At 37.7% G+C, this 25,106-nt stretch carries 26 protein-coding genes and 1 pseudogene; 22 read left to right on the top strand and 5 right to left on the bottom strand.

Annotation, left to right across the window (positions count from 1 at the left end; translation table 11 throughout):
• The first annotated feature begins 482 nt into the window (after positions 1–482).
• From ACOCEA_RS12030 to ACOCEA_RS11935, 20 genes and pseudogenes are all read left to right on the top strand, one after another.
• Entirely contained in the window at positions 483–1,166 is a 684-nt protein-coding gene (locus ACOCEA_RS12030) for a hypothetical protein (RefSeq protein WP_420756495.1), read from the top strand.
• Positions 1,167–1,450: 284 nt separating this feature from the next.
• Positions 1,451–2,581 carry a serine hydrolase domain-containing protein gene (locus ACOCEA_RS12025; RefSeq protein WP_420756494.1) on the top strand — a complete coding sequence of 377 codons (1,131 nt, stop codon included), beginning with the start codon at positions 1,451–1,453 and terminating at the stop codon, positions 2,579–2,581.
• A 129-nt stretch (positions 2,582–2,710) separates the two neighbouring features.
• Positions 2,711–3,547 (top strand): LytR/AlgR family response regulator transcription factor, encoded by an 837-nt coding sequence (locus ACOCEA_RS12020; RefSeq protein WP_420756493.1) that lies wholly within the window; start codon positions 2,711–2,713, stop codon positions 3,545–3,547.
• A 120-nt stretch (positions 3,548–3,667) separates the two neighbouring features.
• A complete protein-coding gene (locus tag ACOCEA_RS12015; protein ID WP_420756492.1) occupies positions 3,668–4,330 on the top strand; it encodes a CPBP family intramembrane glutamic endopeptidase in 663 nt (220 codons plus the stop codon).
• A gap of 129 nt (positions 4,331–4,459) precedes the next feature.
• Positions 4,460–4,603, top strand: a pseudogene (locus tag ACOCEA_RS12010) (PLP-dependent transferase); the annotation flags it as partial.
• A gap of 285 nt (positions 4,604–4,888) precedes the next feature.
• Positions 4,889–5,809, top strand: a complete 921-nt coding sequence (locus tag ACOCEA_RS12005) for a hypothetical protein (RefSeq protein ID WP_420756491.1) — start codon at positions 4,889–4,891, stop codon at positions 5,807–5,809.
• Positions 5,810–5,968: 159 nt separating this feature from the next.
• Positions 5,969–6,859 carry an AbiJ-NTD4 domain-containing protein gene (locus ACOCEA_RS12000; protein WP_420756490.1) on the top strand — a complete coding sequence of 297 codons (891 nt, stop codon included), beginning with the start codon at positions 5,969–5,971 and terminating at the stop codon, positions 6,857–6,859.
• 152 nt (positions 6,860–7,011) lie between these two features.
• The gene (locus ACOCEA_RS11995; RefSeq protein ID WP_420756489.1) at positions 7,012–7,704 is read left to right on the top strand and encodes a DUF6090 family protein; all 693 of its coding nucleotides are present in this window, start codon (positions 7,012–7,014) and stop codon (positions 7,702–7,704) included.
• A gap of 65 nt (positions 7,705–7,769) precedes the next feature.
• Positions 7,770–8,753, top strand: coding sequence for a hypothetical protein (locus ACOCEA_RS11990; RefSeq protein ID WP_420756488.1), 984 nt, complete (start codon positions 7,770–7,772; stop codon positions 8,751–8,753).
• Between the two features lie 334 nt (positions 8,754–9,087).
• Entirely contained in the window at positions 9,088–9,492 is a 405-nt protein-coding gene (locus ACOCEA_RS11985; protein ID WP_420756487.1) for a hypothetical protein, read from the top strand.
• Positions 9,493–9,513: 21 nt separating this feature from the next.
• The gene (locus tag ACOCEA_RS11980) at positions 9,514–9,912 is read left to right on the top strand and encodes a hypothetical protein (protein WP_420756486.1); all 399 of its coding nucleotides are present in this window, start codon (positions 9,514–9,516) and stop codon (positions 9,910–9,912) included.
• Between the two features lie 285 nt (positions 9,913–10,197).
• Positions 10,198–10,653 carry a hypothetical protein gene (locus tag ACOCEA_RS11975; protein WP_420756485.1) on the top strand — a complete coding sequence of 152 codons (456 nt, stop codon included), beginning with the start codon at positions 10,198–10,200 and terminating at the stop codon, positions 10,651–10,653.
• Positions 10,654–10,863: 210 nt separating this feature from the next.
• The gene (locus ACOCEA_RS11970; RefSeq protein ID WP_420756484.1) at positions 10,864–11,592 is read left to right on the top strand and encodes a nitroreductase family protein; all 729 of its coding nucleotides are present in this window, start codon (positions 10,864–10,866) and stop codon (positions 11,590–11,592) included.
• Between the two features lie 452 nt (positions 11,593–12,044).
• The gene (locus ACOCEA_RS11965) at positions 12,045–13,013 is read left to right on the top strand and encodes a hypothetical protein (protein WP_420756483.1); all 969 of its coding nucleotides are present in this window, start codon (positions 12,045–12,047) and stop codon (positions 13,011–13,013) included.
• A gap of 341 nt (positions 13,014–13,354) precedes the next feature.
• Positions 13,355–13,807 (top strand): nuclear transport factor 2 family protein, encoded by a 453-nt coding sequence (locus ACOCEA_RS11960; protein ID WP_420756482.1) that lies wholly within the window; start codon positions 13,355–13,357, stop codon positions 13,805–13,807.
• Positions 13,808–14,010: 203 nt separating this feature from the next.
• Positions 14,011–14,799 (top strand): DUF6090 family protein, encoded by a 789-nt coding sequence (locus ACOCEA_RS11955; protein WP_420756481.1) that lies wholly within the window; start codon positions 14,011–14,013, stop codon positions 14,797–14,799.
• A 151-nt stretch (positions 14,800–14,950) separates the two neighbouring features.
• Positions 14,951–15,745, top strand: a complete 795-nt coding sequence (locus tag ACOCEA_RS11950; protein WP_420756480.1) for a cation efflux transmembrane domain-containing protein — start codon at positions 14,951–14,953, stop codon at positions 15,743–15,745.
• 53 nt (positions 15,746–15,798) lie between these two features.
• Positions 15,799–16,569: a hypothetical protein gene (locus tag ACOCEA_RS11945; RefSeq protein WP_420756479.1), complete on the top strand. Its 771-nt coding sequence runs from the start codon at positions 15,799–15,801 to the stop codon at positions 16,567–16,569.
• A 439-nt stretch (positions 16,570–17,008) separates the two neighbouring features.
• Positions 17,009–17,164: a glycine zipper domain-containing protein gene (locus ACOCEA_RS11940; RefSeq protein WP_420756478.1), complete on the top strand. Its 156-nt coding sequence runs from the start codon at positions 17,009–17,011 to the stop codon at positions 17,162–17,164.
• Between the two features lie 37 nt (positions 17,165–17,201).
• Entirely contained in the window at positions 17,202–18,122 is a 921-nt protein-coding gene (locus tag ACOCEA_RS11935) for an NAD(P)-dependent alcohol dehydrogenase (RefSeq protein WP_420756477.1), read from the top strand.
• A 290-nt stretch (positions 18,123–18,412) separates the two neighbouring features.
• On the opposite strand, the gene ACOCEA_RS11930 is transcribed toward ACOCEA_RS11935, so the two are convergent.
• Both ACOCEA_RS11930 and ACOCEA_RS11925 read right to left on the bottom strand, forming a co-directional pair.
• Positions 18,413–18,778: an arsenate reductase family protein gene (locus tag ACOCEA_RS11930; RefSeq protein WP_420756476.1), complete on the bottom strand. Its 366-nt coding sequence runs from the start codon at positions 18,776–18,778 to the stop codon at positions 18,413–18,415.
• Positions 18,779–18,789: 11 nt separating this feature from the next.
• Complete coding sequence (locus ACOCEA_RS11925) at positions 18,790–19,014, bottom strand: hypothetical protein (protein ID WP_420756475.1); 225 nt, start codon at positions 19,012–19,014, stop codon at positions 18,790–18,792.
• 372 nt (positions 19,015–19,386) lie between these two features.
• Here ACOCEA_RS11925 and ACOCEA_RS11920 point away from each other — a divergent pair, with 372 nt between their 5' ends.
• Positions 19,387–20,145, top strand: a complete 759-nt coding sequence (locus ACOCEA_RS11920) for a DUF6090 family protein (protein ID WP_420756474.1) — start codon at positions 19,387–19,389, stop codon at positions 20,143–20,145.
• A 193-nt stretch (positions 20,146–20,338) separates the two neighbouring features.
• Positions 20,339–20,866 carry a RidA family protein gene (locus ACOCEA_RS11915; RefSeq protein WP_420756473.1) on the top strand — a complete coding sequence of 176 codons (528 nt, stop codon included), beginning with the start codon at positions 20,339–20,341 and terminating at the stop codon, positions 20,864–20,866.
• Between the two features lie 345 nt (positions 20,867–21,211).
• Here the strand turns inward: ACOCEA_RS11915 and ACOCEA_RS11910 are convergent, their stop codons facing one another.
• From ACOCEA_RS11910 to ACOCEA_RS11900, 3 genes are all read right to left on the bottom strand, one after another.
• Positions 21,212–23,434 carry a xanthine dehydrogenase family protein molybdopterin-binding subunit gene (locus ACOCEA_RS11910; protein ID WP_420756472.1) on the bottom strand — a complete coding sequence of 741 codons (2,223 nt, stop codon included), beginning with the start codon at positions 23,432–23,434 and terminating at the stop codon, positions 21,212–21,214.
• A 259-nt stretch (positions 23,435–23,693) separates the two neighbouring features.
• Entirely contained in the window at positions 23,694–24,611 is a 918-nt protein-coding gene (locus ACOCEA_RS11905; protein ID WP_420756471.1) for a DUF5777 family beta-barrel protein, read from the bottom strand.
• On the bottom strand, positions 24,601–25,095 hold the full coding sequence (locus ACOCEA_RS11900) for a YceI family protein (protein WP_420756470.1): 495 nt from the start codon (positions 25,093–25,095) through the stop codon (positions 24,601–24,603). Before ACOCEA_RS11900 ends, ACOCEA_RS11905 begins: the two co-directional genes overlap by 11 nt.
• Positions 25,096–25,106 lie beyond the last annotated feature (11 nt).

The raw sequence follows: 25,106 nt of genomic DNA, 5'->3' as shown, positions 1-25,106 counted from the left end.
AAATTTTAAAGATGCAAACAGGCCTCGTTTTTAACGGGGCTTTTTTTATGGCTGAAAATAAAAATAGAGGTGCCGGTAGGGAGGGTGTTAAGATCTTGTTGGGGATGTTTACGTAAAACCGTAACGCACCCATAAGAAAAATCTTATATTTAAGGATTCCCCCATTTGATAGTATAAAAGTAAATAGCACTAGCGTTGGGTATGTACCCTCTGTTTGGGTGTATAACGATGTGTTTTACACATATATAAACAAGTTGTAGCACATTTGCGAAAACCACAACAACAAGACAATTATTTGAACGTTTAAAGTCTATGAAAAGACATCATTTTATATTTTTTGCAATCATAGCATTAATTTCTTTGGGTTGTGACAAAGACGAAAATAATCCAGAAAAGCCTATAGAGGAAAGTTTCTTTTTTGAAGATGGATTTGAAACACAGAATGATTTGTTAGACGAATTGTTTCCTTCTAATGGCAATCGATGGTCAACTATTCAACAGACAGCCCAACAAACGCAACGAACGAAATTTCAATTTCCAATACTGAATTTAACGAGGGACAAAACTCACTTCGAGTTCTTGCTTATCAATCAGATTCTGACTTATCAAAAGTAGATATTGAGAAAAATGGACTAAACATAGTTTCAGGAAATAAGGTTACAATAAAAGCTGACTTTTATATAGTTGGTACGGAACCTATCGAAAATTTATTACTGCTTGATTTAGAATGTTGTTCTTGTTGGGACCCAACTGTTGGCGATAATTATGGTTCTGAAAACCAGTGTCCAGGAGTAAGATTAATGATGTCTGGTGGGAATGATTATCTCTCAATTGAAAGAGGAAAAATATCGGGAACTACAATGCAACAAACAGATTTTGCATTTCCAAGAAATCAATGGGTTACCGTTCAATGGGAAATGACTATGTCAGATAGTGAGACTGGACTTAATCGATTAATTATAAATGAAACAGAAGTCATCAACCAAACTGGAATGAATATGCCAAATGCAAAGGTTTTTAAAGATGTTTTTCTAAATCAAGGTATTGATTTTACTCTACAAGAACCTACATTTTATGAACGAGTACAAATTGGAGCAACAGCAAATCCTACAGCGGAAAATATCGAACTATTTGTAGATGATTTTTCGATAAAAGTGGAACAATAAACGTGCTACAACAACGTATAAAATTAATTGCTTGATACGAGCCTACCTACGAAAATCCTCGCGGATTTTCTATTTGGTTTGTATTTGCGAAATTCGTTGCCAAACCACGCAACTAATCTTATACAATGAAATTAGGTTACATTTATCTTTAGAATATAAAACAACGAATATGGTATATAAATTAACAGCGTAAATCTATTTTTAACCTGTAGCCATATTTCAGGACAAGACATTAAAAGCAAGTAAACTTGAGTGTAAATATGAAAGGATTAATACTAATATTCTTGGCACTAAAAGTATCAAGTGTTTATAGTCAATCATTACAAATTGATTCAATAAATCTGTTTATATCTGAGCAGGCAGAGAAGTTTCACATACCAGGAATTGCAGCTTGCGTAATAAAAGGAGATGAAATAGTATGGTCAAAAGCTTATGGATATGCAGATATCGAAACGGAAAAACCAATGTCCACTGAAAGTGTGATAAATATTGCTTCGATATCCAAAACCATCACAGCAACTGCAGTTATGCAGCTTTGGGAGGAAAAAAAATTGGATTTAAATGCAGACATAAATACTTATCTGGATTTTGACGTAAGAAACCCCCAACATCCCAAAACTCCAATAACCATTAAACAGCTTTTGACTCACACCTCATCTATTGCTGATGGAAGTTCGCTAAAAATTGGATTTGAGTGCGGAGACCCTACTGTAGAACTGAAGGATTGGTTGAGAGCTTATTTGGCAACAGACGGCAAATATTATTATCCAGATGAAAATTTTCATCAAAAGGCCCCCGATTCACTACGCGAATATTCAAATGTGGGGTTTGGTCTATTAGGTTTGATTGTGCAAGAGGTGTCTGGAATGCCGTTTCATGAGTATGTGAGACTGAATATATTTGAGCCACTTAAAATGAATAACTCAGGCTATTTTCTGAATGAAGTAGAAGAAGATGAATTAGCGACAGCTTATTTATATTTAGGTCCATTGCAACGAAATTTAAACCATTTCGACAAAAAAATCCTACCGTATTTTAATCCTTATTGTCATTATAGTTTTTGGAATTACCCAGATGGATTGGTTAGAACCTCAGTACAAGACTTGGCAAAATTTGCGATAGCATATATGAATGACGGCACGTTTAAGGAAAAACAAATTTTGAAAAAAGAGACAATTGATTTCATGATGTCTCCCCAATTGAATGAAAAAATCAACGCAGACAAAGACCAAGGATTATGTTGGTTTCAGAGTCCAAGTCTTTTTCCAACCTGGTATCATGGTGGTTCTGACCCAGGTGTAAGTACGAGAATGTACGTTAATAAAGAAGATAAAATTTCGGTAATTGTTTTTCAAAATGCGAACGAAGACAACTCTTTTTTTATAATTAGAAAGTTGTATGAAACATTCAAATGAGAACGTGCTATAACAAAGGCTATGACGATCAGTAGCTCCATTCGTCGCTACCGCCACATAGCCAAATTGTTAGCTGCAATGGTAAAAAAATAATCGACCTACAATTAACTAAAAAAGAACTTCTAATTAATGAGTGCTTCACAACCAACCAAGAATGCATTAGAAACAATATCGCTTAAATTTAACCATAGTTCTCTATGGAGTTGGTTTCAGAAATTAGTTGTCTTGATAATTTTCTCTTTAGTCGTAAATCATTTATCAACTCCGGAGAGTTTCCCAAATGGTAAATCGTATAGATTCCCGGTAGAAGGTTTTCTATCCACTATTGCTTTGAGTATTCTTATTGGAATCATAGCGGAACTTAATTTTAAATATTACAAGAAAAAGTATTTCTCTAAAAAAGTAGAAATCACTTCTATCTCATGGTATATGGTCTCTACTCTTGGGTATATTACCATCATGTATATTCCGTTAGGAATTGTCTTAAATAAAATTGCGGGTGGAGAAACTGAATTCTATTACTTATTAATTGGACTGCTTGTTACCTTGTTGTTAAGTTTCATTCTCATAGGGTTAGCATATTCCCTAGATATCTATAATTTATATAAGTTATCTATAAAAGATAATGAAATTACTATTGAAAGCGGTGCGAAAATAACTAAGCTTACTTACGAAAATATTGCATGTTTCTATAGCGAAAACAAAATTGTCTATACTGTTCAAAATAATGGCACCTCAATTACCACAGATTTTACATTGAATGAACTCGAAGAAAAGATAAACGACCAATTGTTCTTTAGAGTCAATCGACAAATTATCATTCATAAAGATGCGGTAGACCAAATTGAAAAGATTGAAAATGGCAAGTTGCGGATTACGTTAAAAACTTCTATTGAAAATGATGCGATTACCGAAATCAACATCAGTCGATATAAGCGAAAAGAATTTATGAATTGGTTTCAATAAATTAAAAGCTATCGACCATCCAGTTATCAATTTACTACCATTCAGTAAAAACATTAATATTTAAAGAGGTTTTTGGGAATCCAGTTCATTACTTCGTCTTAGAATTTAAAATCAAAAAAGATGAAAAAAATGACCTTACGGCAAGTAATAATTCCATTAGTGACCCTTGCCATTATTTGTTTCATATATTTTGGGCCAATCACAAGAACACCTTTTGAAAATATAATTATCTCTACTATTATCATTATAGCTAATTATATAGAATTCAAGGGGAAGCCATTTTCAGCCCTTGGGTTTAAGCGATCAAAATTCAATGCGAAAAATCTGCTTGTACATGCTCCGCTAGTCGCTCTTGGACTCTTTATTTTTTATGTCTTTGTTGTGGTACCTGGAATCGAGATGTTAACACGAGTTCCTATTGATTATTCAAGCATGAGTCAATTGGAAGGAAACCTTGAGACCACCATAGTCTGGTTATTAATAGTTTGGGCTACTGCGGGATTTGGAGAAGAAATCATTTTTCGAGGTTATCTTATGCAACAGTTCGTCAAGTTCTTTGGAGACAGTAAAATCAGTCTTGCCATTAATATTCTAATAATTTGCGGTTTTTTCGGATATATGCACATGCAGCAAGGAATCACGGGGCAACTTGTTGTGGTAATTATCGGAGCACTACTATCAATAATATTCTACATGCGCAAATACGATTTGTGGTTTGTGATTATGATACATGGCATTTTCAACACACTAGGTATTTTGAGTTTTTACTTTGGTTTGGCATAACTACACCAAGAAAGAACATTAAACAAATAGACTTTTTGCTTGTTTGCATAAATGTTTTTGACTCTTGCGCAATCGTCGCGCAAATGGACTGGTTACGGAATCAGTATGCAAAAAAACTCAATGTTTCGTACCCACCCTGCCTCCACCACACACAGCAAGCTGTCTGTTGAGGAACGTGCTGCCTCGGGTATAACGGAGGGCATGGTACGTATCTCCGTAGGTTTGGAGCATATAGATGATATTATAGCCGATATTGAACAGGCCTTGGGATAGGCACTTAAATTTTAAAGATGTATACAGGCCCCGTTTTTAACGGGGCTTTTTTGTGGCTGAAAATAAAAATAGCGGTGCCGCTAGGGAGGGTGTTAAGAACTTGTTGGGGATGTTTACATAAAACCGTAACACACCTATAAGAAAAATCCTATATTTAAGGATTCCCCCATTTGATAGTATAAAAGTAAATAGCACTAGCACTAGGTATATACCCTCTTTTTAGGTGTATAAGGATGTGTTTTACATCTATATAAACAAGTTGGGCATAATTTAAACACAAACGAAATGAATTTAAAATTACTGATAGCGATATTGCTATTTTGCGGAATTAAATCCTACGCATCTGGATTTAAAACATTTGTTCCGAAAGAAGATGGATACGTTCCTGTCGCAATAAAAGTTGAGAAAAAATCAATAAATAACATCTGTAAGTTTCTTGGCTACAATTCAGAAGAATTTTACACTTACAATGATTTTGATTTAAAAAACAGTAAAATTTTCATAGTGATTTTCAAATCATTTTCAGATAAAATTATTTGTGTCTTAACGGAAGATACCGTTGAGTCAATTGAACAAAAAGATGTTGACAATTATCTTGTAAACTTCAATCTAAAAGATGATTTTGATTCATATGACGTTGAAAGCACTCTTGAGGACGGAGTGAAAAACAAATCACTTTCAAAAGAATTTTTAAGCGAAGTATTTAATAACCCAATATCAGATAATGATTCGTTCGTTGCAGTAGAAATTGGTTACGAATTGCATTTTAAAAATGGTGTCCTTACTTCTTACAATCCATCTGACGGACTAAATAAATGGGCAAAAAGTTGGAAAAATGAAATGCCGGAACGCTATAGAAAATATTATAATGAAGCATCTCGATACCAAACAAATGAAACGGACATTTTAAAGGAATTGAACGCTCAAGCTGCCGCATTTGCCAATACGCCAGATGGTGTTATGAATGAATACATAAAATTTCACACTAACGATAACGGAATTGTTAATTATAAAATGCTGTTGGTAGCTCATTACAATCAGACAATGGACATAGACGAATTTAAACTCATAAATAAAGGCAGATACGAATTGTCTAATGAGTTTAACGACCAAGACAATTACAAAAGGACAACTTATCGAGTGAATAAAGGACTTTACACTTTTGACGAGAAAGGTAAGTTGATAAACTCTTATACATCGAATTAAAAAAACTATGCCCAACAATGTATAACCGCAATTACGGCGGATTCGACTACGTCCGAATCCACTTGGAATTGCTAAAGTCGGTGCTAAACCGAAAATTAACGCATATAAACCCGTAACTGACGGTTATACGAGACCGTTAGGTGTTATTTTGAACTCAACATGAGCAAATTTTCAAAGAAATATCGTTACGATGAAAAAACTAGTGCAGAAATCGTTGAAGATGCACCAGAATGGACTCGACTTGCATTTATTGAAGGTATACTTGATAAATTAATATTCATAGACGGAGATACAAGGTACGACAACGATGAAGACAGGCCGATTGGAACTAAAGAACTCCATAAAGACTTCTCCTTAATGTGCAGAGTACAAATGGAAGACCAAGATTATGATTCTTGGTATTGCATTGAGAGACTAAAAGAACATATAAAAGCTACCCAATGGTATTACTTCTATGACTTAATTGAGTTAGTAGGGAAAAAACTAAAAAATCACGAAGGAAACTATCTCTTCGAGGACGAAAAGGTCAAGCAATTTGGATTCAAATCATACCTTGGAAATGTAAATGAGTTGTTCATTAACGATAATGTTCTTTGGAGACTTAATGAAAACTCGGAATTACAGAAAAGTATCCCTGAAATACTTGATAAAGCTCTGGGCGAAATGGATACCAAATTGACGGACGGACTTGAAGCCGCCAGAGCACATTATAAAAAATCATTTCGCTATTTATTCAACCTTCCAACAGATACAGAAAATGGAATAAAAGAAATAGTCAGTGCTGTAGAAAGTGTAGGAAGAACGACTTATCCAAAAGCATCTACTCTGGGAGATGTGATAAAGGAATTAAAAAAAGAAGAGCGACTTCCTAAAATGCTAATACCTATTGTAGAAAAATTTTATGCTTTTGCCAATGCAGCACCTGCAGTTCGACACGGCTCGTGTGAGGAATCTAACTTGCAAAATGCCGATGGTGAATTTATTTTCTACGTTGGGGTTTCGCTCACAAGATACTTGATTAAACTGAATGAAATAAAAAACAACACCTAACACGGGTTATAATTCATTGTAGTTGGATTTCCTAAACGGAAATCCTTAACTTCAAGCCAAGGTTAGATTTCGGGAGGAATGTTCACTGTGTGAAATTCCACAACGAAATCATCGCCTAAACATTGTGCTTCATTATGACCAACCGCTAACAAATGATAAAATTTTTTAGGAAAATTAGGCAAAAATTGCTATCTGAAAATAAATTCAGCAAGTATCTGATTTATGCTATTGGAGAAATTGTGCTTGTGGTAATTGGAATATTGATTGCTCTACAGATTAATAATTGGAATGAATCAAGAAAACAATCAACAGCTGAAAAGGAGTTTATTACAAGTCTAAAAAATGACCTAAAACAGGATAGGATTTTTATTGAAAGCGTAATAGAACTTAACGAACCGAGAATAGAGGCATATAAAATCTTGAATAGCGATTTACACAATCTATACAATAATGATAGAAAATCTTTAGATTCTATATTCAAGATTTATTTTAGAAGTCAACGGACTTTTTACCCTATATCTGGCTCATACGAATCAGCTGTGTCAGGCAATCAAATAACTGTTTTTAAAGATAAGGTATTATTACAAAAAGTAGTCAAATTATATAATTCAACTTATGACAGATTAATTGATAACGGACAGATTTTGGACGAGAGATGGGCCTTTTTAAGTAAAAAATATAGTTATGAAAGAAGAACTGGTAAATTTCGTGAAATGACGTCTGAACAATTGACCGAATTCCTTGATGACGTGTACCATCATTTCAAACAATTAGAATGGTATTTAAAACAGTTAAGATTAGCTGTGACAGAAATTGACAAGATAATTACAGAAAATCAAAGTTGATTTTCTGCAACGAGCCATACACAAAACCGTTGGCGAAAATAACGATTAACTAAAACCACAATATTATGAAAGTCCAAAAAATCACGTTAAGCAACGTATCCGTTCTACATTTTTTAATGGCTATAGTAACGATTTCCTTGCTACAATCCTGCAAGGATGATAAAAAGCCAAAGGATAAAAAAGAAGTGGAGATCAGCGCGGTAGCAGATGGAAATATCGTTGAAGTCATTACCGAAACCATGGAATTCCAAATGCCGGATACCATACCATCAGGTTGGACTACCTGGCGGTACAACAACAAATCAAACCAGACTCATTTTATTCTCATAGATGATTGGCCAGAGGGCAAAAACAACATAGATACCATCCGACAAAAAATATTGAAGCCTATAAACGATGGCATGTTATTCTTTGACCAAGGAAAAGTAAAAGAAGGGCAAGCAGAATTCGGCAAATTGCCCGTATGGCTTAACCAAGTTAAATTTCCTGGCGGCATTGGTTTGATTTCCCCCGGTCTCACCGCTGAGACGACTATGTATTTGAATCCGGGAAAATATTACGCCGAATGCTATATACGAATGGAAAATGGAATGATACACCATATTATGGGGATGATAAAGGAATTTGTAGTAATGGGAGAAACTTCGGACCTCGATGAACCAAAAGCAGACTATACAATTGACATTTCTACCGAAAAGGGTATGGTCTGGGAACCACCCACATCAACCGGCACCTACACATTTTTGGTAAAATTTATCGACCAGATCGAGTATTCATTGGAAACTTCCATTGTAGGGCTTGATGTGCACCTTGTCAAATATCGTAACGAAGACGATCTGGTGGCATTGGAAAAATGGGTGGATTTTATGCAAGGCATGAAAGAGCCAGCACCGGAAGGTTTAACATTTTTAGGTGGCGTAAATGATATGCCAAGAGGCAATACGGGTTATTTTAAAGCAACTCTAAAACCGGGTAAGTATGCCCTTATTTCCGAAGTGCCAATGGCTTCAGAAAAGAACCTTTTGAAAACCTTTGAGATCGTTGAATGACCGAGGAATAATTACTTTCGCCAACAACATATATAAAAAATAGCGGTTTGACTGCTTAATCAAAAGATAATGAACAAACTAAAGGTCATTTATAATCCGAAAAGTTAGTGCTTAATTATCCGCTGCTTTTCAAATACGTATTCCAAGGCCGTTAGCTAGCGCAATAAAAGCCGAAATCGAAATTTAAAATATGACTATAAAAGAAGCCATTTTAAAAAGTCTTGACGACATAAACGGACTTACAAACTATATGGAAGTTCATGACCACATTATAAAAAATGGTTAATATGACTTTGGTCCCGCCAAAACACCACCAGCAACAATTTCCGCATTATTGGGAGATTTTATACGGACTGGAGATTCTCGTGTAAAAAGAATAAAACAAGAAGGTGGCTCATATTCATATTATTTGACAAAAAACGAGCAAGATATCGGAATAGAAATTTTGACAGGCTCAACAGAAACCGCTTCTGTAAAACTTCCAAAAGTAAAAGCTAAATCATACAATGAAAGAGATTTACACAAACTTTTGAGCAGTTATTTAAAAAACACCAAAATCTATTCAAAAACCATATTTCACGAACAGTCTAAATATGGAAAGGACAGTAATCAAATTTGGACACATCCGGATATGGTCGGCGTTAAATTTTTGAATTTACAAACAAAAGTTAGTCAGAATTTTTTAAAGTCAATTAATAGAGTTGACACTTTTAAATTGAGTTCGTATGAAATTAAATAGGAAATCAACTCGGACTCGGAATTGAAAAAAGCATATTTTCAAGCGGTTTCAAATTCAAGTTGGGCTAATTATGGTTATTTAGTGGCATTTGAGTTTAGCGACAGCTTATCGGACGAAATGGAAAGATTAAATCAATCATTCGGAATTGGTATAATTGAACTAAATGCAAATCCATATCAAAGTAAAATTCTTTTTCCTGCTATTTACAGAGACCTCGATTTCAAGACTATCGACAAACTATGCAAAATCAATAAGGAGTTTGAACAATTTATTGAGCAAACCGACAGATTAATGACCGCTCAAGAACGTTATTACAAATCAACTGAAAAGGAACTCGATGAATTTTGTGATAACTATTTTGAAAGCGATACAGAAATTGAAAAATATTGTAAAGAAAAAAATATACCAAACGGAGAATAAAACACTACCACTACAACAATACCATGCCAAATAGGGCTTAAAACACTATATTTAAAGGCTTGGGTTTACTTTCGAAGTCCGCCAAATCTTTGTGAAGGTGCTTTTTAGCGGGCCAATGAAAAAGAAAACCCAATGATATTGCTATACGCGTGGCGGAACCTACACACTGGTTTGCTTCCGTATTGTTTATAGCGCTGATGGTCATATGACGCATCACTTTAACCAAGAAATACGGAGAAGCTGAAAACCGATTAGAGTAGGCATGTTTACTAAAACTGACCAAATATGAGATCAACTAACAAATTTCTAATTGCTGTGATTTGCTTCGCGGTATTTTCAACTAGTTTTGGTTTCGGACAACTACAGGAAGAACAAAAGGTTTTATACAAAACGGGAAATCCGGCAGATTGGCCTAAAGACCAAGATGCCGTAGTGTCTGCACCAGAAAATCATAAAATTTTGTTGGAAAACGACAAAGTGAGAGTACTTGAGGTAACCCTTGCCCCAAATGAGTTAGAACCTGTTCATCATCATCAGTGGCCTAGTGTACTTTATTTTATGGAAGCAGGAGATTTCATTGACCGCGATGCAGAAGGAAATGTGATTATGGATTCCCGGAAGATACCAGAGCCACTTGTTTTTCCATTAACAATGTATAAAGAACCTGAAGCGCCACATTCCGTAGAAAACCTAAGCGACACCAAATTAATCCGACTTATAAGAGTGGAAATGAAACAATAAGGTTGCTACATCTAAAAAAATACGGCTGCCAACCAGGGTGACCTGTAAGGGGTATTCGGGCCTGCTTACGAAAATCCTCGCGGATTTTCAGTTTGGTGCGCATTTACCAAGTGTTCCAAATCTTTTGAATTTTGCTCCCAATACAGGGTAAGAAATATCAAATTGGATGAATTAAAAAAGTATTTATTATAATGCTACCTTAGTACAATTATGGAAAAAACGGTTTCAGAAGCTATTGCATATAGGCGATCAACAAGGGTATATACAGACCAGCCCATAGATCCTGAAAAAGTAAAACAATGTCTGATGAATGCGGCATTGGCACCTACAAGCAGTAATCTTCAGCTTTGGGAGTTTTATCACATAACGGACAAAGAAGCCTTGGGCAAAATGGCTGTGGCATGTTTTAACCAAAGTGCAGCAAAAACAGCCCAACAAATAGTAGTGGTAGTTGCACGTAAAGACCTATGGCGTAAACGGGCAAAGGCCAATTTGGACTATTTGAGCAAGGTATATGACAAAGAGGACCTAAGCGAACGCGATATAAAAAGAAAAAAAATGGTGTTCAACTATTATGGCAAATTGATCCCAACGCTTTATACCGATTTTTTGGGCATACTAGGTTGGATCAAATATGTGATCTTTCAGGTCGTAGGCTTGTTCAAACCCATTTACAGACAGACCCGCCTGAGTGATATGCGTATCGTGGCCCATAAAAGTGCCGGTTTGGCGGCGGAAAACTTTATGGTGAGTATGGCGGCCATGGGCTTGGATACCTGCCCCATGGAAGGTAGTGATACCTTGAGGATAAAAAAGATTTTGGGACTTCCCTCGGGAGCTGAAATCAATATGGTTATCGGTTGTGGCATACGGGATGAAAAAGGTATCTATGGGCCAAGGTTCAGGGTCCCGTTTGAAGAGGTATATTTTAAAATATAATGCGGTTTTGGTCATTGAGCGGAGTCGAAATGACCGTATTTCAACTTATTTCGACAGAGCCTGTGCTGAGCGGCCTGTACTGAGCGTAGTCGAAGTAAGCCGAAGCAAGTCGTTTTCGGTGGCTGAGCGGAGTCGTTTTCGGTGGCTGAGCGGAGTCGAAGCCACATTAATAAGGGAGAATAATTTCAGTGACTCCTCGGAGTCGTTATCGGTGGCTGAGCGGCCTGTGCTGAGCGTAGTCGAAGTAAGTCGAAGTAAGTCGAAGCCACATGAAGTGTTATACAGTTCCGGTCATTGAGCGGAGTCGAAATGACCACAGTAGCTGAGTGTAGATGAATCCATAACGATTATGTCATTTCGACTAAGCTCAATGACTGCAGTAGCTGAGTGTAGATGAAACCACAGCGATTAAGTCATTTCGATATTCATTAATACGTGTTAAACATAGGCGAATGAAAAAAATAATTTCAATAGTACTTTCACTTTGTTGGGTAACCATAAGCTTGGCAAAGCAAACATTGGACTACACGGATTATCACCAAGGCGTTGTAAACGCGGAAACATTCATTGCCGATGAGAAGTATAAAGAGGCCCTAAAAGTATATGAGGATTTATTTGATTCCTATGACTTTGTTTTTTTAAGGGAGTATCAAATAGCCACCCAACTGGCACTTTACTTAGGGGATAGGCAAAAAGCCAAAAAACTGTTGATAGAAGGAATTAAGTCTGGCTGGACCATAAAATCAATCAGAAAAAATAACTATTTGGATACGTTTAGGGCAAGTGAGGATTGGAAAACCATTAAAAATCAATACCGCACTTTAAATGTCAAGTACAACGCGTCAATAAACCACGACCTTAAAAACAAGGTGAAGAAAATGTATTCAAAAGACCAACGGAAGGCATTGGGTGCCCTTTTTAGGTTCAGTTCTAAAGCACAGGATAGGTATGCGGAGCGTAAATTTGCCCCTCACAGTGCGGACCAAATGAAATTGTTTTTGGAAATCCTAGACACGTATGGATACCCGGGAGAGAAACTAGTGGGCAAAGAATATTGGATGTCCACCATTTTAAGTCATCACAACTCCATCTCAACAACATATAATAGAAATGACACCCTTTACAGGCATATACAGCCCAAATTAAAAAGGGCTTTGGAAAAAGGGGAAATATCTGCATTTAGTTTTGCCATGATAGAAGAATGGTATCGTGCCGTGGTAAATTTAGAAGAATTACCTACCTATGGCATATTGGATGCACCACTACAAAAAGATTTGGAAGTGGCCAACAGCTTAAGGAAAGAGGTGTATTTAAGATCCATAGAAACGCACAACAAATTGGTAACAGCCGAGGAAAAAACCGGAATGGATTTTTATTTGGACAGTCATCCTTGGACCCCTGGGAGAATAGAGATTAGATAGTTGTATATTATTTTTTCGGTAGTTGGACATGTTCATTGATTTCGGACACTAAACATTCACTAAATTCGGACACTGAGCGGAGTCGAAGTGTAGATGAAGTCATAACGACCAAGTCATTTCGACTACGCTCAATGACCGTGGTGGCTGAGCGGAGTCGAAGCCACATTAATAAGGGAGAATAATTTCAGTGACTCCTAGGAGTCGTTTTCGGTGGCTGAGCGGAGTCGAAGTAAGCCGAAGTAGAGTCGAAGCCACATTAAATCAATAGGCCTAAGTAAGGGAGTTGGTTAGGGTGTATGCCAATAACAAAATCCATTGCAAAGGACAAACACAGATACGAAATGAAGAAAACCAAACCTATCCTATTAGCAGTGCTATGTGTTTTATTTTTTACGTCAAAACTAGCTTCCCAAACCGATAAGGAGCAAATAGCAGCGATTCGGAATGCGTCCAATGCGGCACTCAAGTCCTATGACCATGAAAAAGTGCTTTCATTTTTAACAGAGGATGTATTGACCACTACCGGAAATGGAACGCTGCTGTGTGGTAAAAAGGAATTGGAAAATTATATTGTAAGTGACGGGGAAAGTAAAATGTATTGGATACGTGATACTAAAGAGATTGTGCTAAACGCAAAAAGGGGATTGGCTTGGGAACGTGGTGTTTGGAATGCATACCATCCAGAAAAAGGGAAGGAGGCTTTGATCCATGGTAAGTATTCCGCTATGTGGACGAAAGCATCTGGAATATGGAAAATAAAATCCCAACTTTTTGTAACGATAGATGAAAAATAAAGCCCTTTGCCTTCACTAGGGACATACTTCATTGTGGTATGGTGACCCTCCAAAAATATAGGTATAAATCAAAGGATTTGATTTGGGCGAAATAATACCTTGGTGGCGGTTTCACCGCCTTTCATTCACCTCACTAGTAGTCTTTAGGTCTAGAATCCCGCATACTTAATTAATTATCATACATTTAGAGGAATCTACCTGTTATGATAAAATTCTTTCGAAAAATCCGCCAAAAACTACTTTCAGAAGGGAATACCGGAAAATATTTAAAATATGCCATTGGTGAAATTGTGCTGGTGGTAATCGGTATTCTCATAGCATTACAGATCAATAACTGGAACGAGGAAAGAAAAGACCGACGCAAGGAACAGGTGGTCCTAAAAAAACTTAAAGATGATTATCTGGCCAATCTTTCGCAATTAGAGGAAAAAATGGCAACCAGGGACAAGATAATCTTTTCGGCCGTTCAATTAATAAAAGCCTTTGACCAACCCATGGGAGTTGTACGTGACAGTGTTATTAAGGATATTGCCATAATTAATAATGACCCAACCTTTGATCCCATTAAAAACGACTTGACCAGTTCTGACAACTTAATCTTGATCGGCAACGAAAGATTAAATCATTTGCTATCAAATTGGTCGTCAGATGTTGTTGCCTTAAAAGAAATTGAACTGGTTTGGTCTGAGAAGTCAAATGGGCAATTAGATATCATAACTGCCGAAATGGGAATAGGCCGTGATGTCTCTAATTATTTTATGAATGATACCAGTCATCTTTGGCTATTGGATCAACATGCCAATCCTTATAAAACTGGGATTGGAAACTCTAGACTAGGCGCTCCCTTGGATGAAATTTTAGAGAATTATAAGCTGGAGGCTATGACGGCGTCGGCTACTTCCTTAAATAAATCTGCTAATATTCAATCGGAGGCCTTGCGCAATAGAATCCTTGAGATACTTCGTCTTATAGATGAGGAGATCAAAGAGTAAAAAGGTCCCTATAAAGGGTATTCTTTCATGTACGCGCAAAAAATTTAGTACCTTCTTATTTCAATAAAACATGGGGTAACCCACTTTGCCCAATAACCAAGCAGCGGCATATACAAGTCTTTGTGGTTACTTGGATAAAACTAAACCCAATATGGAAAAAACAACATTTGAAATCCCTAAAATGGATTGTCCTTCCGAGGAGAACCTTATCCGAATGAAATTGGATGGTATGTCAAGTATTGTGCATTTGGATTTTGACCTTGCGAACCGAAAATTGACGGTTTTTCATAAGGGGGGACTAGAGCGAATAGAAAAATCCATCCTTGAACTTAATTTAAGCGGCAAAAAGGTGAACACGGAAAAAACAGGCCAGAGCGAATTTGATACACCTACCGATCAGAAAAATCTACTGTGGACCGTACTCGCTATCAACTTTGTATTCTTCATCATTGAAATGACAACGGGACTGATCTCAAAATCTATGGGCTTGGTGGCCGATAGTTTAGATATGCTCGCGGACAGTTTTGTGTATGGTATTAGCTTGTTTGCGGTCGGAGGAACACTAATCAGAAAAAAACGGATTGCCAAAATTGCGGGATATTTTCAATTAACGCTTGCCATTATTGGTTTTGTAGAAGTGTTGAGACGTTTTTTTGGCGCGGAAAAGCTGCCAGATTTTTCTATAATGATTGTCGTTTCGATCTTTGCACTGATCGCAAACGGAATTTGTCTATACCTTTTACAAAGGTCAAAGAGCAAAGAAGAGGCCCATATGAAGGCAAGCATGATCTTTACCTCTAATGATGTGATTATTAATTTGGGAGTAATTGCTGCAGGGGTTTTGGTAAATTGGTTAGGTTCTAGCAAGCCTGATTTGATAATAGGAACCATCGTTTTTGTTTTGGTTGTCCAAGGGGCCATTAGAATAGTAAAACTAGGAAAGTAAAAAAGCGGGGTTGATTCCGTTGTCATTGATAAACACATAAATAGGGTAACGTAATGGGAAGGGTACATGTATTTGAATTTGAAGACCAAAAATGGTTTCCCTCGTTTTTGAGGAACTACGGAACCGATTTTTTACAGTTCCTGTGCAACAAAACCAAGATGTACAAACCTGTAGTCCCGATACTTGAAAAGGGCTTAAAAAAAAGCCATACCAATACCATCATAGATCTTGGTTCTGGTGGCGGTGGCGGACTACTATGGTTAAATTCCCAATTGATCAAAAAAATTCCGGGCCTAAAAATAGTGCTCACTGATTTTTACCCAAATATTCCAGCGTTTAACCTTGCCAAAAAGAAGGCTCAAAATTTTGAGTGTATAGAAACACCGGTAGATGCCAAAAATGTACCACCAGAATTAAAAGGGCTAAGAACCCAATTTTTATCATTACACCATTTTAGACCAAATGATGCCAAACAAATTTTACAGAACGCCATTGACACCAACAGTGCTATAGCCATATTTGAGGCGCAGGAAAGAAGTGTTCCCAGTATTTTGGCCATGTTATTTTCACCCATAAGCGTTGTATTGACAACACCTTTTATACAGCCTTTTAAACTAGGTAGAATTATATGTACCTATTTGATTCCGATAGTCCCCTTGTTTGTTTTGTGGGATGGCCTTGTTTCATCCTTACGCACCTATTCTGTGAAGGAAATGAACGAATTGGTTTCTGACTTAAACGGAAAGGAAAGTTATGATTGGGAAATAAACCGGGTGAAATCGGGACCAGGCATTATTTTGTATTTGCTGGGCACAAAAAAGTAACATAAAATCTTGGAATGATAGATGGTGCATGTATTTCTAAAAACGTATAGTGATTTTATATAATCTGTTTGGTGCTGAACGTCATTTTATTGGATGACTGAGCGGCCTGTACTGAGCGGCCTGTACTGAGCGTAGTCGAAGTAAGTCGAAGTAAGTCGTTTTCGGTGGCTGAGCGGCCTGTACCGAGCGTAGTCGAAGTAAGTCGAAATGTGGTCGTTGAGCGGAGTCGAAACGACATTAAGAAGAGAAAATAATTTCGGTGACTTATTTTTTCGGTGGCTGAGCGGCCTGTGCTAAGCTTTTCGGGTTGCGCAGCACAAGTAGTGAAACAATCCTATTGGGTGAAACTTATAGTTAAACACCATCTTCAACGTAACATTTTTGGATTTCAATCTACTTATAGGTGACAGAATGATCGCAATGCTTAAAAAGAAGGTTTATGAAGAATGATAAAAAAATTGGTGTGGGGGCAGCCTTAGGCGTTGCCATTGGAAGTTTGATAGGAATTGTTACCGATAATGTAGCGCTATGGATTAGTTTGGGAATTGCCATCGGTGTCGGAACGGCTATGCGTTCTAATAAAAGAGAAAAGTAAGGTCTAATAAGTTTAATCTTAAAATCACAACACAACCATGAGAGCAGTCATTTGTACAGGCTACGGTCCGCCAGAAGTATTACAGATAAAAGAGGTGCCAAAACCAATCCCTAAAGAAGATGAACTGCTTATCAATATTAGGGCTACCGCCATAAATTCTGGTGATGTACGGATAAGGGGGCTAAAAGGAAATCGCTTTTTGAGACTTATAATACGCTTGATCTTTGGGTTTACAAAACCAAGAAGACCAATTTTAGGAACGGTATTTTCTGGAGTTGTGGCTCAGGTCGGTAATAAGGTTTCAAAGTTTAACGTGGGCGATGAGGTATTTGGTATGGCAGGGATGAAGTTTGGTACCTATGCAGAATATCTGGTGATGAACCAAAATGGTAAGGTGATTTTAATGCCAGAAAATGCCTCTTTTGAAGAAGCTGCCGCAATACCTTTTGGTGGCCAAACCGCCATTTATTTTTTGAAGAAAGCAGGGATAGCTAAAAAATTAAATCCTGAAATATTGATTATTGGCGCTACGGGTTCGGTGGGTACGGCCGCTATACAAATAGCAAAACATTACAAAGCGGATATTACCGTAGTTTGCAGTTCCAAAGGAACTGATTTGGTAAAAAGTCTGGGTGTTTCTAAGGTCATTTTGTACGATAAAGAAGATTTTACGGAACATACCTCAAAATTCGATATTGTATTTGATGCGGTTGGTAAAACATCAAAAAAACAGTGTAAAAAACTATTAAAAAAAGACGGGGTCTATAGTACGGTGGGCGGTATGGATGTTGCCTCCGAAACCATACCGCAGTTGGAATTGCTCAAAGAGTTATTTGAAAAAGGGGCCTATGATGCCACTATTGATAAAGTCTACCCTATGGACAAGGTGGTAGATGCCCACAGGTATGTTGACACCGAAAGGAAAAAAGGAAATGTGGTGTTGAAAATTAGTGACTGAGTTTTTTTCGGTGGCTCAATTCGTACACTGAACGGAGTCGAAGTGTAGCAGAGGGGGAGTCGTTTTCGGTGGCTGAGCGGCCTGTGCTGAGCGGCCTGTACTGAGTATAGTCGAAGTAAGTCGAAGCCACATGAAGTGCTATGCTGTCCCTGTCATTTCGACTCCGCTCAATGACCGCATTTTAACTTGCTTCGACAAAGCTCAGCACAAGTCGATCAATGACCAAATTTTAGAATTTCGTGGTAGGATATTGATAATTATAATACGCTGTTATAGCTTACTAGCTGCGGTTATATTTTAATAATATCGGTTGGGGTATTTACTAAAATGGTAATGTCTCCCCTAAGGGCAATGGGCTGTTTCATGATTTCCGGATTATGTCTTATCATTTTAATCCAGTCATCGGCAGAAAAATCATGATGTTCAAAATGGGAGGTGTACGAGGGGTGATCCTGATTTACCAATTCTTCCACTTCTATTTGTAGTCTGTCTGCCAATTCAGCAATTTGGGTGCCGGTCAACGGAACTTTTAGGATGTCAATTTCAAGTATGGGCAACCCTTCCGCCTTGGCATAAGCCAATGTCTTTTTCGCCCTTATTGATTTAGAGCTATAGTACAATGTAATTTGCCTTTCCGACGTAGCAATTTCTCCCATGTTCTTTAGTTTTAAGGAGTCTGATTAGCGCTTTTATGTGTTTCCAAATGATGTTTAAGCAACTGCTTTAGGCTTTCCAGATATTTCTCCATGGCATCCTTATCTATATGTGGATGGCTATTTGAAGGAATGGTCATTGGGTTTTCATCCAGGTACTTATAAAGCTCTGGATAATTGGTCTCTAGGTTATTGGTGAGCCATGTAATTTCTTCTAGAATATGCTTTAATTTTTTCATCTCCACCATAAATTAAATAGTCATATAAATATAACCTAGGTATAAAAGGATATATATGACGGAGGTCATAATCACTAAGGTTTACTATTTAAATCCCATGACGAAAAGGAGGAATAGATTTAAAACATAAGGTGTACTGTCTAATACGCATGGGCATTAAGTTTCCTATAGTTCTTTTGGGATGAACAAAAGAAACAGCTTTTCAATGCTTGTTTGTATCGGTTTTTGACCAAAGACCAAGAACGCTAAAATCACATAAAAACCATACATCTAAATAAGTTAACTTAGTTGGGACTTTAGCCATAAGTGAAATCATAGGTCTGGTAGACCATTGTTTGAGATAGCCACTTACGGAAAATAAAAGCCCTTTGAATGATAAAATTATTTAGACACATACGTCAAAAACTTCTCTCTGAGAATAAATTCTCCAAATACCTACTTTATGCGGTTGGTGAAATTATTCTTGTGGTCATTGGTATTTTGATAGCCTTGCAACTGAATGACTGGAATGACCATAAAAAGCAACTACTATTAGAAAACGAATACTACTGTAGGCTTTTGGAGGATGCGGTTCTAGATGAGGAGCAAACCCAAAATCTTTTACGCTTAGCTGAGGACCGTTTAACGGCTTCCAATCAAGGAGTGCGATTGCTGCTTAAGGATGATGCACAACAAATAGAGATTGGGAATCAAATAGTTCTTGCTACAAAAGCGATTTATTCTGGTTTTGAATCAAATGATTCAGCTTATGAAGACTTAAAATCCGGGGCAAACCTAAATATTATCAGGGATAAGGCTATAATAAGGGCACTTAATAGATATTTCAACAAGATAGAAGAGCTAAAGAGTATCATTATGATAAATGGTAAACATGCGGTAGATATTTTATTTGCCCATACGGACTATTTTGCCAATGGCTCTATGCAAGCATCGATAAGGGACGGTAGATTTAAAACCGGATTGGACCAAGATATAAAGAAATCCATACAGTTACTTGGCCAAAATTCCCTGTCTTCGGAAATGCGAACGAGACTTCTCAACGAATCCTTGGAATTTGTTAGTGCAAATACCAGGCAAGTGGAGCTTTATAATTTAATGTTGCAGGAAACCCGAGTATTGAAAGAGCCTTAAAATCTAAATGTCAATAAAAAGATGTAGCTTACAATAGCACTATAGGGTATAATTTTATATAATGATAAGTGTCCTGCAAGTAGCTACATACATGACTGTAGTTCATAAGTTAGAAAGATAAAATCCTATGTTTAAATAGCTAAAAACGGGAAAGCCGACATCCGATTTATGTAGGCACTAAATACAGAACCTAATGAAAAAACCAGTCAACCTTAACAATCGATTATCTGTAATGGCAATTCTCTTCTCATTTGCATTTGTACTTCAAAGTTGCGAACAGAAGGTAAAGGAAGTATCAGAAGAAGTAAAAGTGGAAGCAGTGGATGACATTGAAAAACCTGAATATTTTCAATTAAGACCAGAAGTTGAAACTGCATACGGATATACCCACGCCGTGAAAATAGGGAATGACATTAAAATTTCGGGAGCTGTGAGTATGGATGATGAAGGAAACCCTACAGCTATTGGGGATTTAGAACAACAAATGAAAAATTGCTATTCCGATTTAGAAAAAATATTAAAACATTATGGTTGCACCTTTGATGATGTTATTGTAGAAAATGTGTTTACCACCAATATGCCCCTGTTTCTTGAAAAATCTGTTTATAGAAATTCAGTTTACACCAAGCAATTTCCAACTGGGTCTTGGCTTGGCGTTAAAGAATTGGCACTGCCAGAATTAATGATCGAAATTGAATTGGAAGTTCATAAATCAGAATAAAAGGTTAGGAAAGAATAAAAAAAACAATGCGCTTCCAGTTTGTATTTGCTAAGATTGGCTGTTATGGGCAACCTATTGTTTAGCAAGTTTAAAAGTATGCAAGCAGTGTTAAAGAAAGTAAATTTCTGTTGGTTGGTTGGAGTTGATTTCGATGGTTGATTTTTTTTTGGTTGTGAGCGGCCTGTAGTGAGCAACTTGTGCTGAGCGGAGTCGTTTTCGGTGGCTGAGCGGCCTGTACTGAGCGGAGTCGAAGTAAGTTGAAGCCACATGAAGTGCTTTGCTGTCCCTGTCATTTCGACTCCGCTCAATGAGCCCATTTCAACTCCACTCAATAATCATTAAGTCCTACCCAAGATAAGGTTGTTTGTAATAGCGTTTTCCTGTGGCTTTGTACATGGCATTGGCCACCGCAGCAAAAATAGGAGGGAAGGTAGGTTCGCCCAAACCGGTTGGGTCAATAGAATTTTCAACAAAATGAATATTTATTTCCTTGGGGGCCTCACCCATTCGAATCATTCGATAGGTGTCAAAGTTGCTTTTTTGGGGTACACCGTCCTTAAAAGGTAATTCCCCATAAAGTGCGTTTCCAATACCATCTACAATACCGCCTTCGCATAGGTTAGATGCCGCATCTGGGTTAATTACAATACCACAATCAATAGCGCAAGTGACCTTATCTATTACCGGTTTATCTCGTTCCCATCGCATATCTACCACTTGTGCGGCATAGGAATTATGGCAGAAATAGGCAGATACGCCGCGTTTTAGGCCAGAATCCCCATTTCCCCAATTAGATTTCTCTTTGACCAATTGTAGTACTCCGGCATAGCGTTCGGCATCATAATCGTTATTTTCCCCAACGGGATTGTTTTTAGCCTGCGATAGCAATTCCATTCTAAAATCTATGGGGTCCTTTCCGGCAGCTTCTGCTACTTCATCCAAGAAAGACTGCTCGGCACTTGCCATAAAGTTGGATCGTGGTGCCCTAAAAGATCCAATGGTAATATTACTGTCAATAGACCAACTTTCCGCCAGGTAATTTTTTACGGCACCTGCTGGGAATCGATTGGCATATAAAGGACTTTCTGGAATACCGCCAGCATTTACATGAACGGCAGTTAATTTGTTGTCTGCATCCAATGCTGCCTTGTAGCTCACCTGATATGCCGAACGATAAATTCCTCCGGTCATATCATCCTCACGTGAATATACTAGTTTCACGGGAGCATTCATTTTTTGGGAAATGAGAGCCGCCTCTATGGCCCAATGTGCGTATGATCGTCTGCCATACCCACCTCCGAGCCGCGTCATTTGAATATCTATTTTCTCTAGGGGTATACCCAACCGATGTGATAATGTATGCTCCGTCAATTCTGCCTTTTGAAGGGGCCCCGCTAGTGCAGCATTGCCATTTCTTACATCAGCAAAGAAATTCATGGGTTCCATGCAGTTATGGGCTAGGAAAGGTGCTGTATACGTTCGTTCTACAACCTTGGCTGCATTTTTGAAAGCCGTTTCCGGATTGCCATCTTTGCGGACGACGGTACTTTTAATAGAAGTGGATTTTGCCATTTCGCTCCAATGGTCTGTAGAACTTTCCAATCCGGAAGGTATGGTAATGGTCTCAGAGGTTTGCCTTCCATAAAATCGTTTTTGTTCCGTATAACTTTCAAAAGGCTCCCATGCTATGCTGATTGCCTTTTTTGCGTTCATGACTTCCCAAGTGGAAGTACCCACAATAGCAACAACTTCAAGAAACGTACAGGTATCAAAATGCTGTCTTTCAAAGTCATCATTAAGTACTTTTAAGGTAAAAACATCCGTGATGCCGGGCATTTTTCGGATTTCAGAATCCTCGACTGATTTAAATTTTAGTCCAAATGCAGGTGGGTGTACAATCATAGCGGTGAGCATTCCTTCGCTATAGGTGTCTATTCCGAACAAAGGCTTGCCGGTAACTATGTTCAATCCTTCAACATTCTTTTTAGATGTTCCGATAATTTTAAAATCCTTGATATTCTTCAACGGTACTTCTTCCGGAACATTCATATGCGCTGCGGCCGAGGCCATTTCCCCATAGGATGCCGATTTGTTACTGGAGGTATGATGAAGCATACCTGCTTGGGTAGTGATTTCGTTAACGGGAACTTCCCAGGTTGCAGCGGCAGCCTCAATGAGCATATGACGTGCGGTGGCACCTGCCATTCTAAGTCCATTCCAGCCATGTCTAATGGCTTGGCTCCCCCCAATAAATTGTCGGGTAAAGACTTCGGTATTTAAAGGGGCTTGTTCAACGATAACATCCTTCCAATCAACATCCAGTTCATCGGCCACTATCATGGGCATGGCCGTTTTTACGTTTTGACCGCCCTCTGGGTTGGGGGATAAAATGGTAACCTGTCCATTATCGGCAATTTTAAGGTAGCCATTAAGTTGAGACCATGCTTTGGGTAAATTATTGACTTCTTCTGGTGTCATTTTACACGATGTTAGCCAATTGAAGCTCAACATTAATCCTCCACCGGCTAGGGTGGTTTTTTTTATAAAATTTCTTCGTCCGGTATGCATAAAAATGGGATAGCAATTTGTTCTCAACAAGTTACAAAAAAGAACCAAAAGGGCCTTGGTTATAAACTGTTCATTTTAAGATGCAAACATGCAAAGCATATATAATAGAACTCTATATGCCCTGCTGTGAAAAGTTTAAATTTCGGTTTTGGGTTTGGTTCAATTCTTTGAAATAAAAGGTACAATAGGGTTTAGCGCTATAGAAGGGTAATTTACCTTTATTGAATTTTTTAAGATTGCAGTTCAACGAAAGTGAGGATTATTTCTTGGGAATAAATGAGGTATTTTTTAATCCTTTTTTAAAGTGTAAAATGTAGGACATGTTAAATCCGAAATTTAGGTTTGGATTCCGAAAGTTAAAGTTGTTCCTTGTTCGTGTTATGAAGGCGTCCTCTACCATATTTACGGCATTGGTCAACATAAATTGAAGCATGACGTCCCCCAACTCCCAATTGACACCAACCGAAAAAGGACCATAGGTGTCATAGGATTCCGTTGGATTGGTAACCAGATAATATTCGGATACGAAGGATACATGGTTTCCTAGTTTGTAACGTCCCCCAAGACCAATGGCAAAGTAATTTTCAGTCGAATTGGGAGTGTCATTACCCTTGTGGATGAAGGAAGGTGCTATTTGCAATGAAAAATTTCGGGTAATTTTAGAGGCTATTAGTGCCTGTGTGGTAAATCCAAGCCTATTTGGTGAATCATAACTTGGATATGGCCCGCTAGAATCGCCACCACCACTATAATAAGAAGCATTTTGAAATAAGGTAATGGCTATGGGCATATTTTTTTTGCCTGTTTTTTGATACACCAATCTATATTTGACAAAACCATCAAAAAGGCGATCCCAAGTAGTGGCACCTACACCTGTAGACCATCTATCGGAAATCGCGTATTCCAAAGCGAACCTGGTGCTTAATCTATCGGCCACGAAACTTTGTGATGTGGAATTGGGGGTATCCCAAAACCTGTTAAAGATGGATATTTCCAAGATTCCCTTTTTTCTAGTTTCTACCGATTGGCCAAAGGAAATACGGGTAGTCTTAAAGGTTGCCTGGGTAATGGTGGTCGAGTCCTTAAATTCCTCATTCAGCAATTGAAGTAGCTCTTGTCCACAGCTGTAATTTACTTGGACCAATAAAAATATTAGAAGGAACGGTTTATTCTTCATAGGGCTCAAATTGAAATCTAAAATCAACAGTAACGTTGTCGGCAATATTACCGGCAAGTAGGGGAGGAATATTTATGCTGTAATCAGCAACGGTCATCATAAAATCGCCTGTCAATACAAGGTTGTTGTCCACCTTTTGAATCTTGGTCTTAATTTCGAGGTTCCGACTTTTGCCGTGCATGGTAAAAGTACCATGGATCATCCGTGTTTGGGTTTCTTCCCCAGAAGGTTCATAACTCTGTATGGTCCCCTCAAAAGTAGCTTTTGGGTAAATATCGGACTCTACATAGCTTTCGTTAAAATGCTCTCGCATTAACGCCTTTTCAAATATAAACGCGTTCATCAACATACTAACCGCTATATTATTGTTTTCAAGGTCTATGATACTCAAAACCTGATTATTTTCTGCCTTAATGTTCTCTACCTGGGTATAGGAAAAAAAAGCTACTTGTCCCTGACGAGCAATTACCTTTTGCGCAGACATAGTATCAAAGT

The organism is Maribacter luteocoastalis (genome assembly GCF_048890225.1).
In the GTDB taxonomy this organism is placed as follows: Bacteria; Bacteroidota; Bacteroidia; order Flavobacteriales; family Flavobacteriaceae; genus Maribacter; species Maribacter luteocoastalis.
This window is presented reverse-complemented; position numbering and strand designations above follow the sequence as displayed.

What these genes read in the sequence shown, in the direction of transcription:
- ACOCEA_RS11960 (WP_420756482.1), top strand. Translation starts at nt 13,355, where the DNA reads ATGAAGAAAACCAAACCTATCCTATTAGCAGTGCTATGTGTTTTATTT.
- ACOCEA_RS11970 (WP_420756484.1), top strand. Translation starts at nt 10,864, where the DNA reads ATGGAAAAAACGGTTTCAGAAGCTATTGCATATAGGCGATCAACAAGG.
- ACOCEA_RS11990 (WP_420756488.1), top strand. Translation starts at nt 7,770, where the DNA reads ATGAAAGTCCAAAAAATCACGTTAAGCAACGTATCCGTTCTACATTTT.
- ACOCEA_RS11930 (WP_420756476.1), bottom strand. Translation starts at nt 18,778, where the DNA reads ATGGGAGAAATTGCTACGTCGGAAAGGCAAATTACATTGTACTATAGC.
- ACOCEA_RS12000 (WP_420756490.1), top strand. Translation starts at nt 5,969, where the DNA reads ATGAGCAAATTTTCAAAGAAATATCGTTACGATGAAAAAACTAGTGCA.
- ACOCEA_RS11920 (WP_420756474.1), top strand. Translation starts at nt 19,387, where the DNA reads ATGATAAAATTATTTAGACACATACGTCAAAAACTTCTCTCTGAGAAT.
- ACOCEA_RS11940 (WP_420756478.1), top strand. Translation starts at nt 17,009, where the DNA reads ATGAAGAATGATAAAAAAATTGGTGTGGGGGCAGCCTTAGGCGTTGCC.
- ACOCEA_RS12015 (WP_420756492.1), top strand. Translation starts at nt 3,668, where the DNA reads ATGAAAAAAATGACCTTACGGCAAGTAATAATTCCATTAGTGACCCTT.
- ACOCEA_RS12030 (WP_420756495.1), top strand. Translation starts at nt 483, where the DNA reads ATGGTCAACTATTCAACAGACAGCCCAACAAACGCAACGAACGAAATT.
- ACOCEA_RS11950 (WP_420756480.1), top strand. Translation starts at nt 14,951, where the DNA reads ATGGAAAAAACAACATTTGAAATCCCTAAAATGGATTGTCCTTCCGAG.
- ACOCEA_RS12005 (WP_420756491.1), top strand. Translation starts at nt 4,889, where the DNA reads ATGAATTTAAAATTACTGATAGCGATATTGCTATTTTGCGGAATTAAA.
- ACOCEA_RS11965 (WP_420756483.1), top strand. Translation starts at nt 12,045, where the DNA reads ATGAAAAAAATAATTTCAATAGTACTTTCACTTTGTTGGGTAACCATA.
- ACOCEA_RS12020 (WP_420756493.1), top strand. Translation starts at nt 2,711, where the DNA reads ATGAGTGCTTCACAACCAACCAAGAATGCATTAGAAACAATATCGCTT.
- ACOCEA_RS11955 (WP_420756481.1), top strand. Translation starts at nt 14,011, where the DNA reads ATGATAAAATTCTTTCGAAAAATCCGCCAAAAACTACTTTCAGAAGGG.
- ACOCEA_RS11915 (WP_420756473.1), top strand. Translation starts at nt 20,339, where the DNA reads ATGAAAAAACCAGTCAACCTTAACAATCGATTATCTGTAATGGCAATT.
- ACOCEA_RS11925 (WP_420756475.1), bottom strand. Translation starts at nt 19,014, where the DNA reads ATGAAAAAATTAAAGCATATTCTAGAAGAAATTACATGGCTCACCAAT.
- ACOCEA_RS11910 (WP_420756472.1), bottom strand. Translation starts at nt 23,434, where the DNA reads ATGCATACCGGACGAAGAAATTTTATAAAAAAAACCACCCTAGCCGGT.
- ACOCEA_RS11900 (WP_420756470.1), bottom strand. Translation starts at nt 25,095, where the DNA reads ATGTCTGCGCAAAAGGTAATTGCTCGTCAGGGACAAGTAGCTTTTTTT.
- ACOCEA_RS11945 (WP_420756479.1), top strand. Translation starts at nt 15,799, where the DNA reads ATGGGAAGGGTACATGTATTTGAATTTGAAGACCAAAAATGGTTTCCC.
- ACOCEA_RS11935 (WP_420756477.1), top strand. Translation starts at nt 17,202, where the DNA reads ATGAGAGCAGTCATTTGTACAGGCTACGGTCCGCCAGAAGTATTACAG.
- ACOCEA_RS11905 (WP_420756471.1), bottom strand. Translation starts at nt 24,611, where the DNA reads ATGAAGAATAAACCGTTCCTTCTAATATTTTTATTGGTCCAAGTAAAT.
- ACOCEA_RS11975 (WP_420756485.1), top strand. Translation starts at nt 10,198, where the DNA reads ATGAGATCAACTAACAAATTTCTAATTGCTGTGATTTGCTTCGCGGTA.
- ACOCEA_RS11995 (WP_420756489.1), top strand. Translation starts at nt 7,012, where the DNA reads ATGATAAAATTTTTTAGGAAAATTAGGCAAAAATTGCTATCTGAAAAT.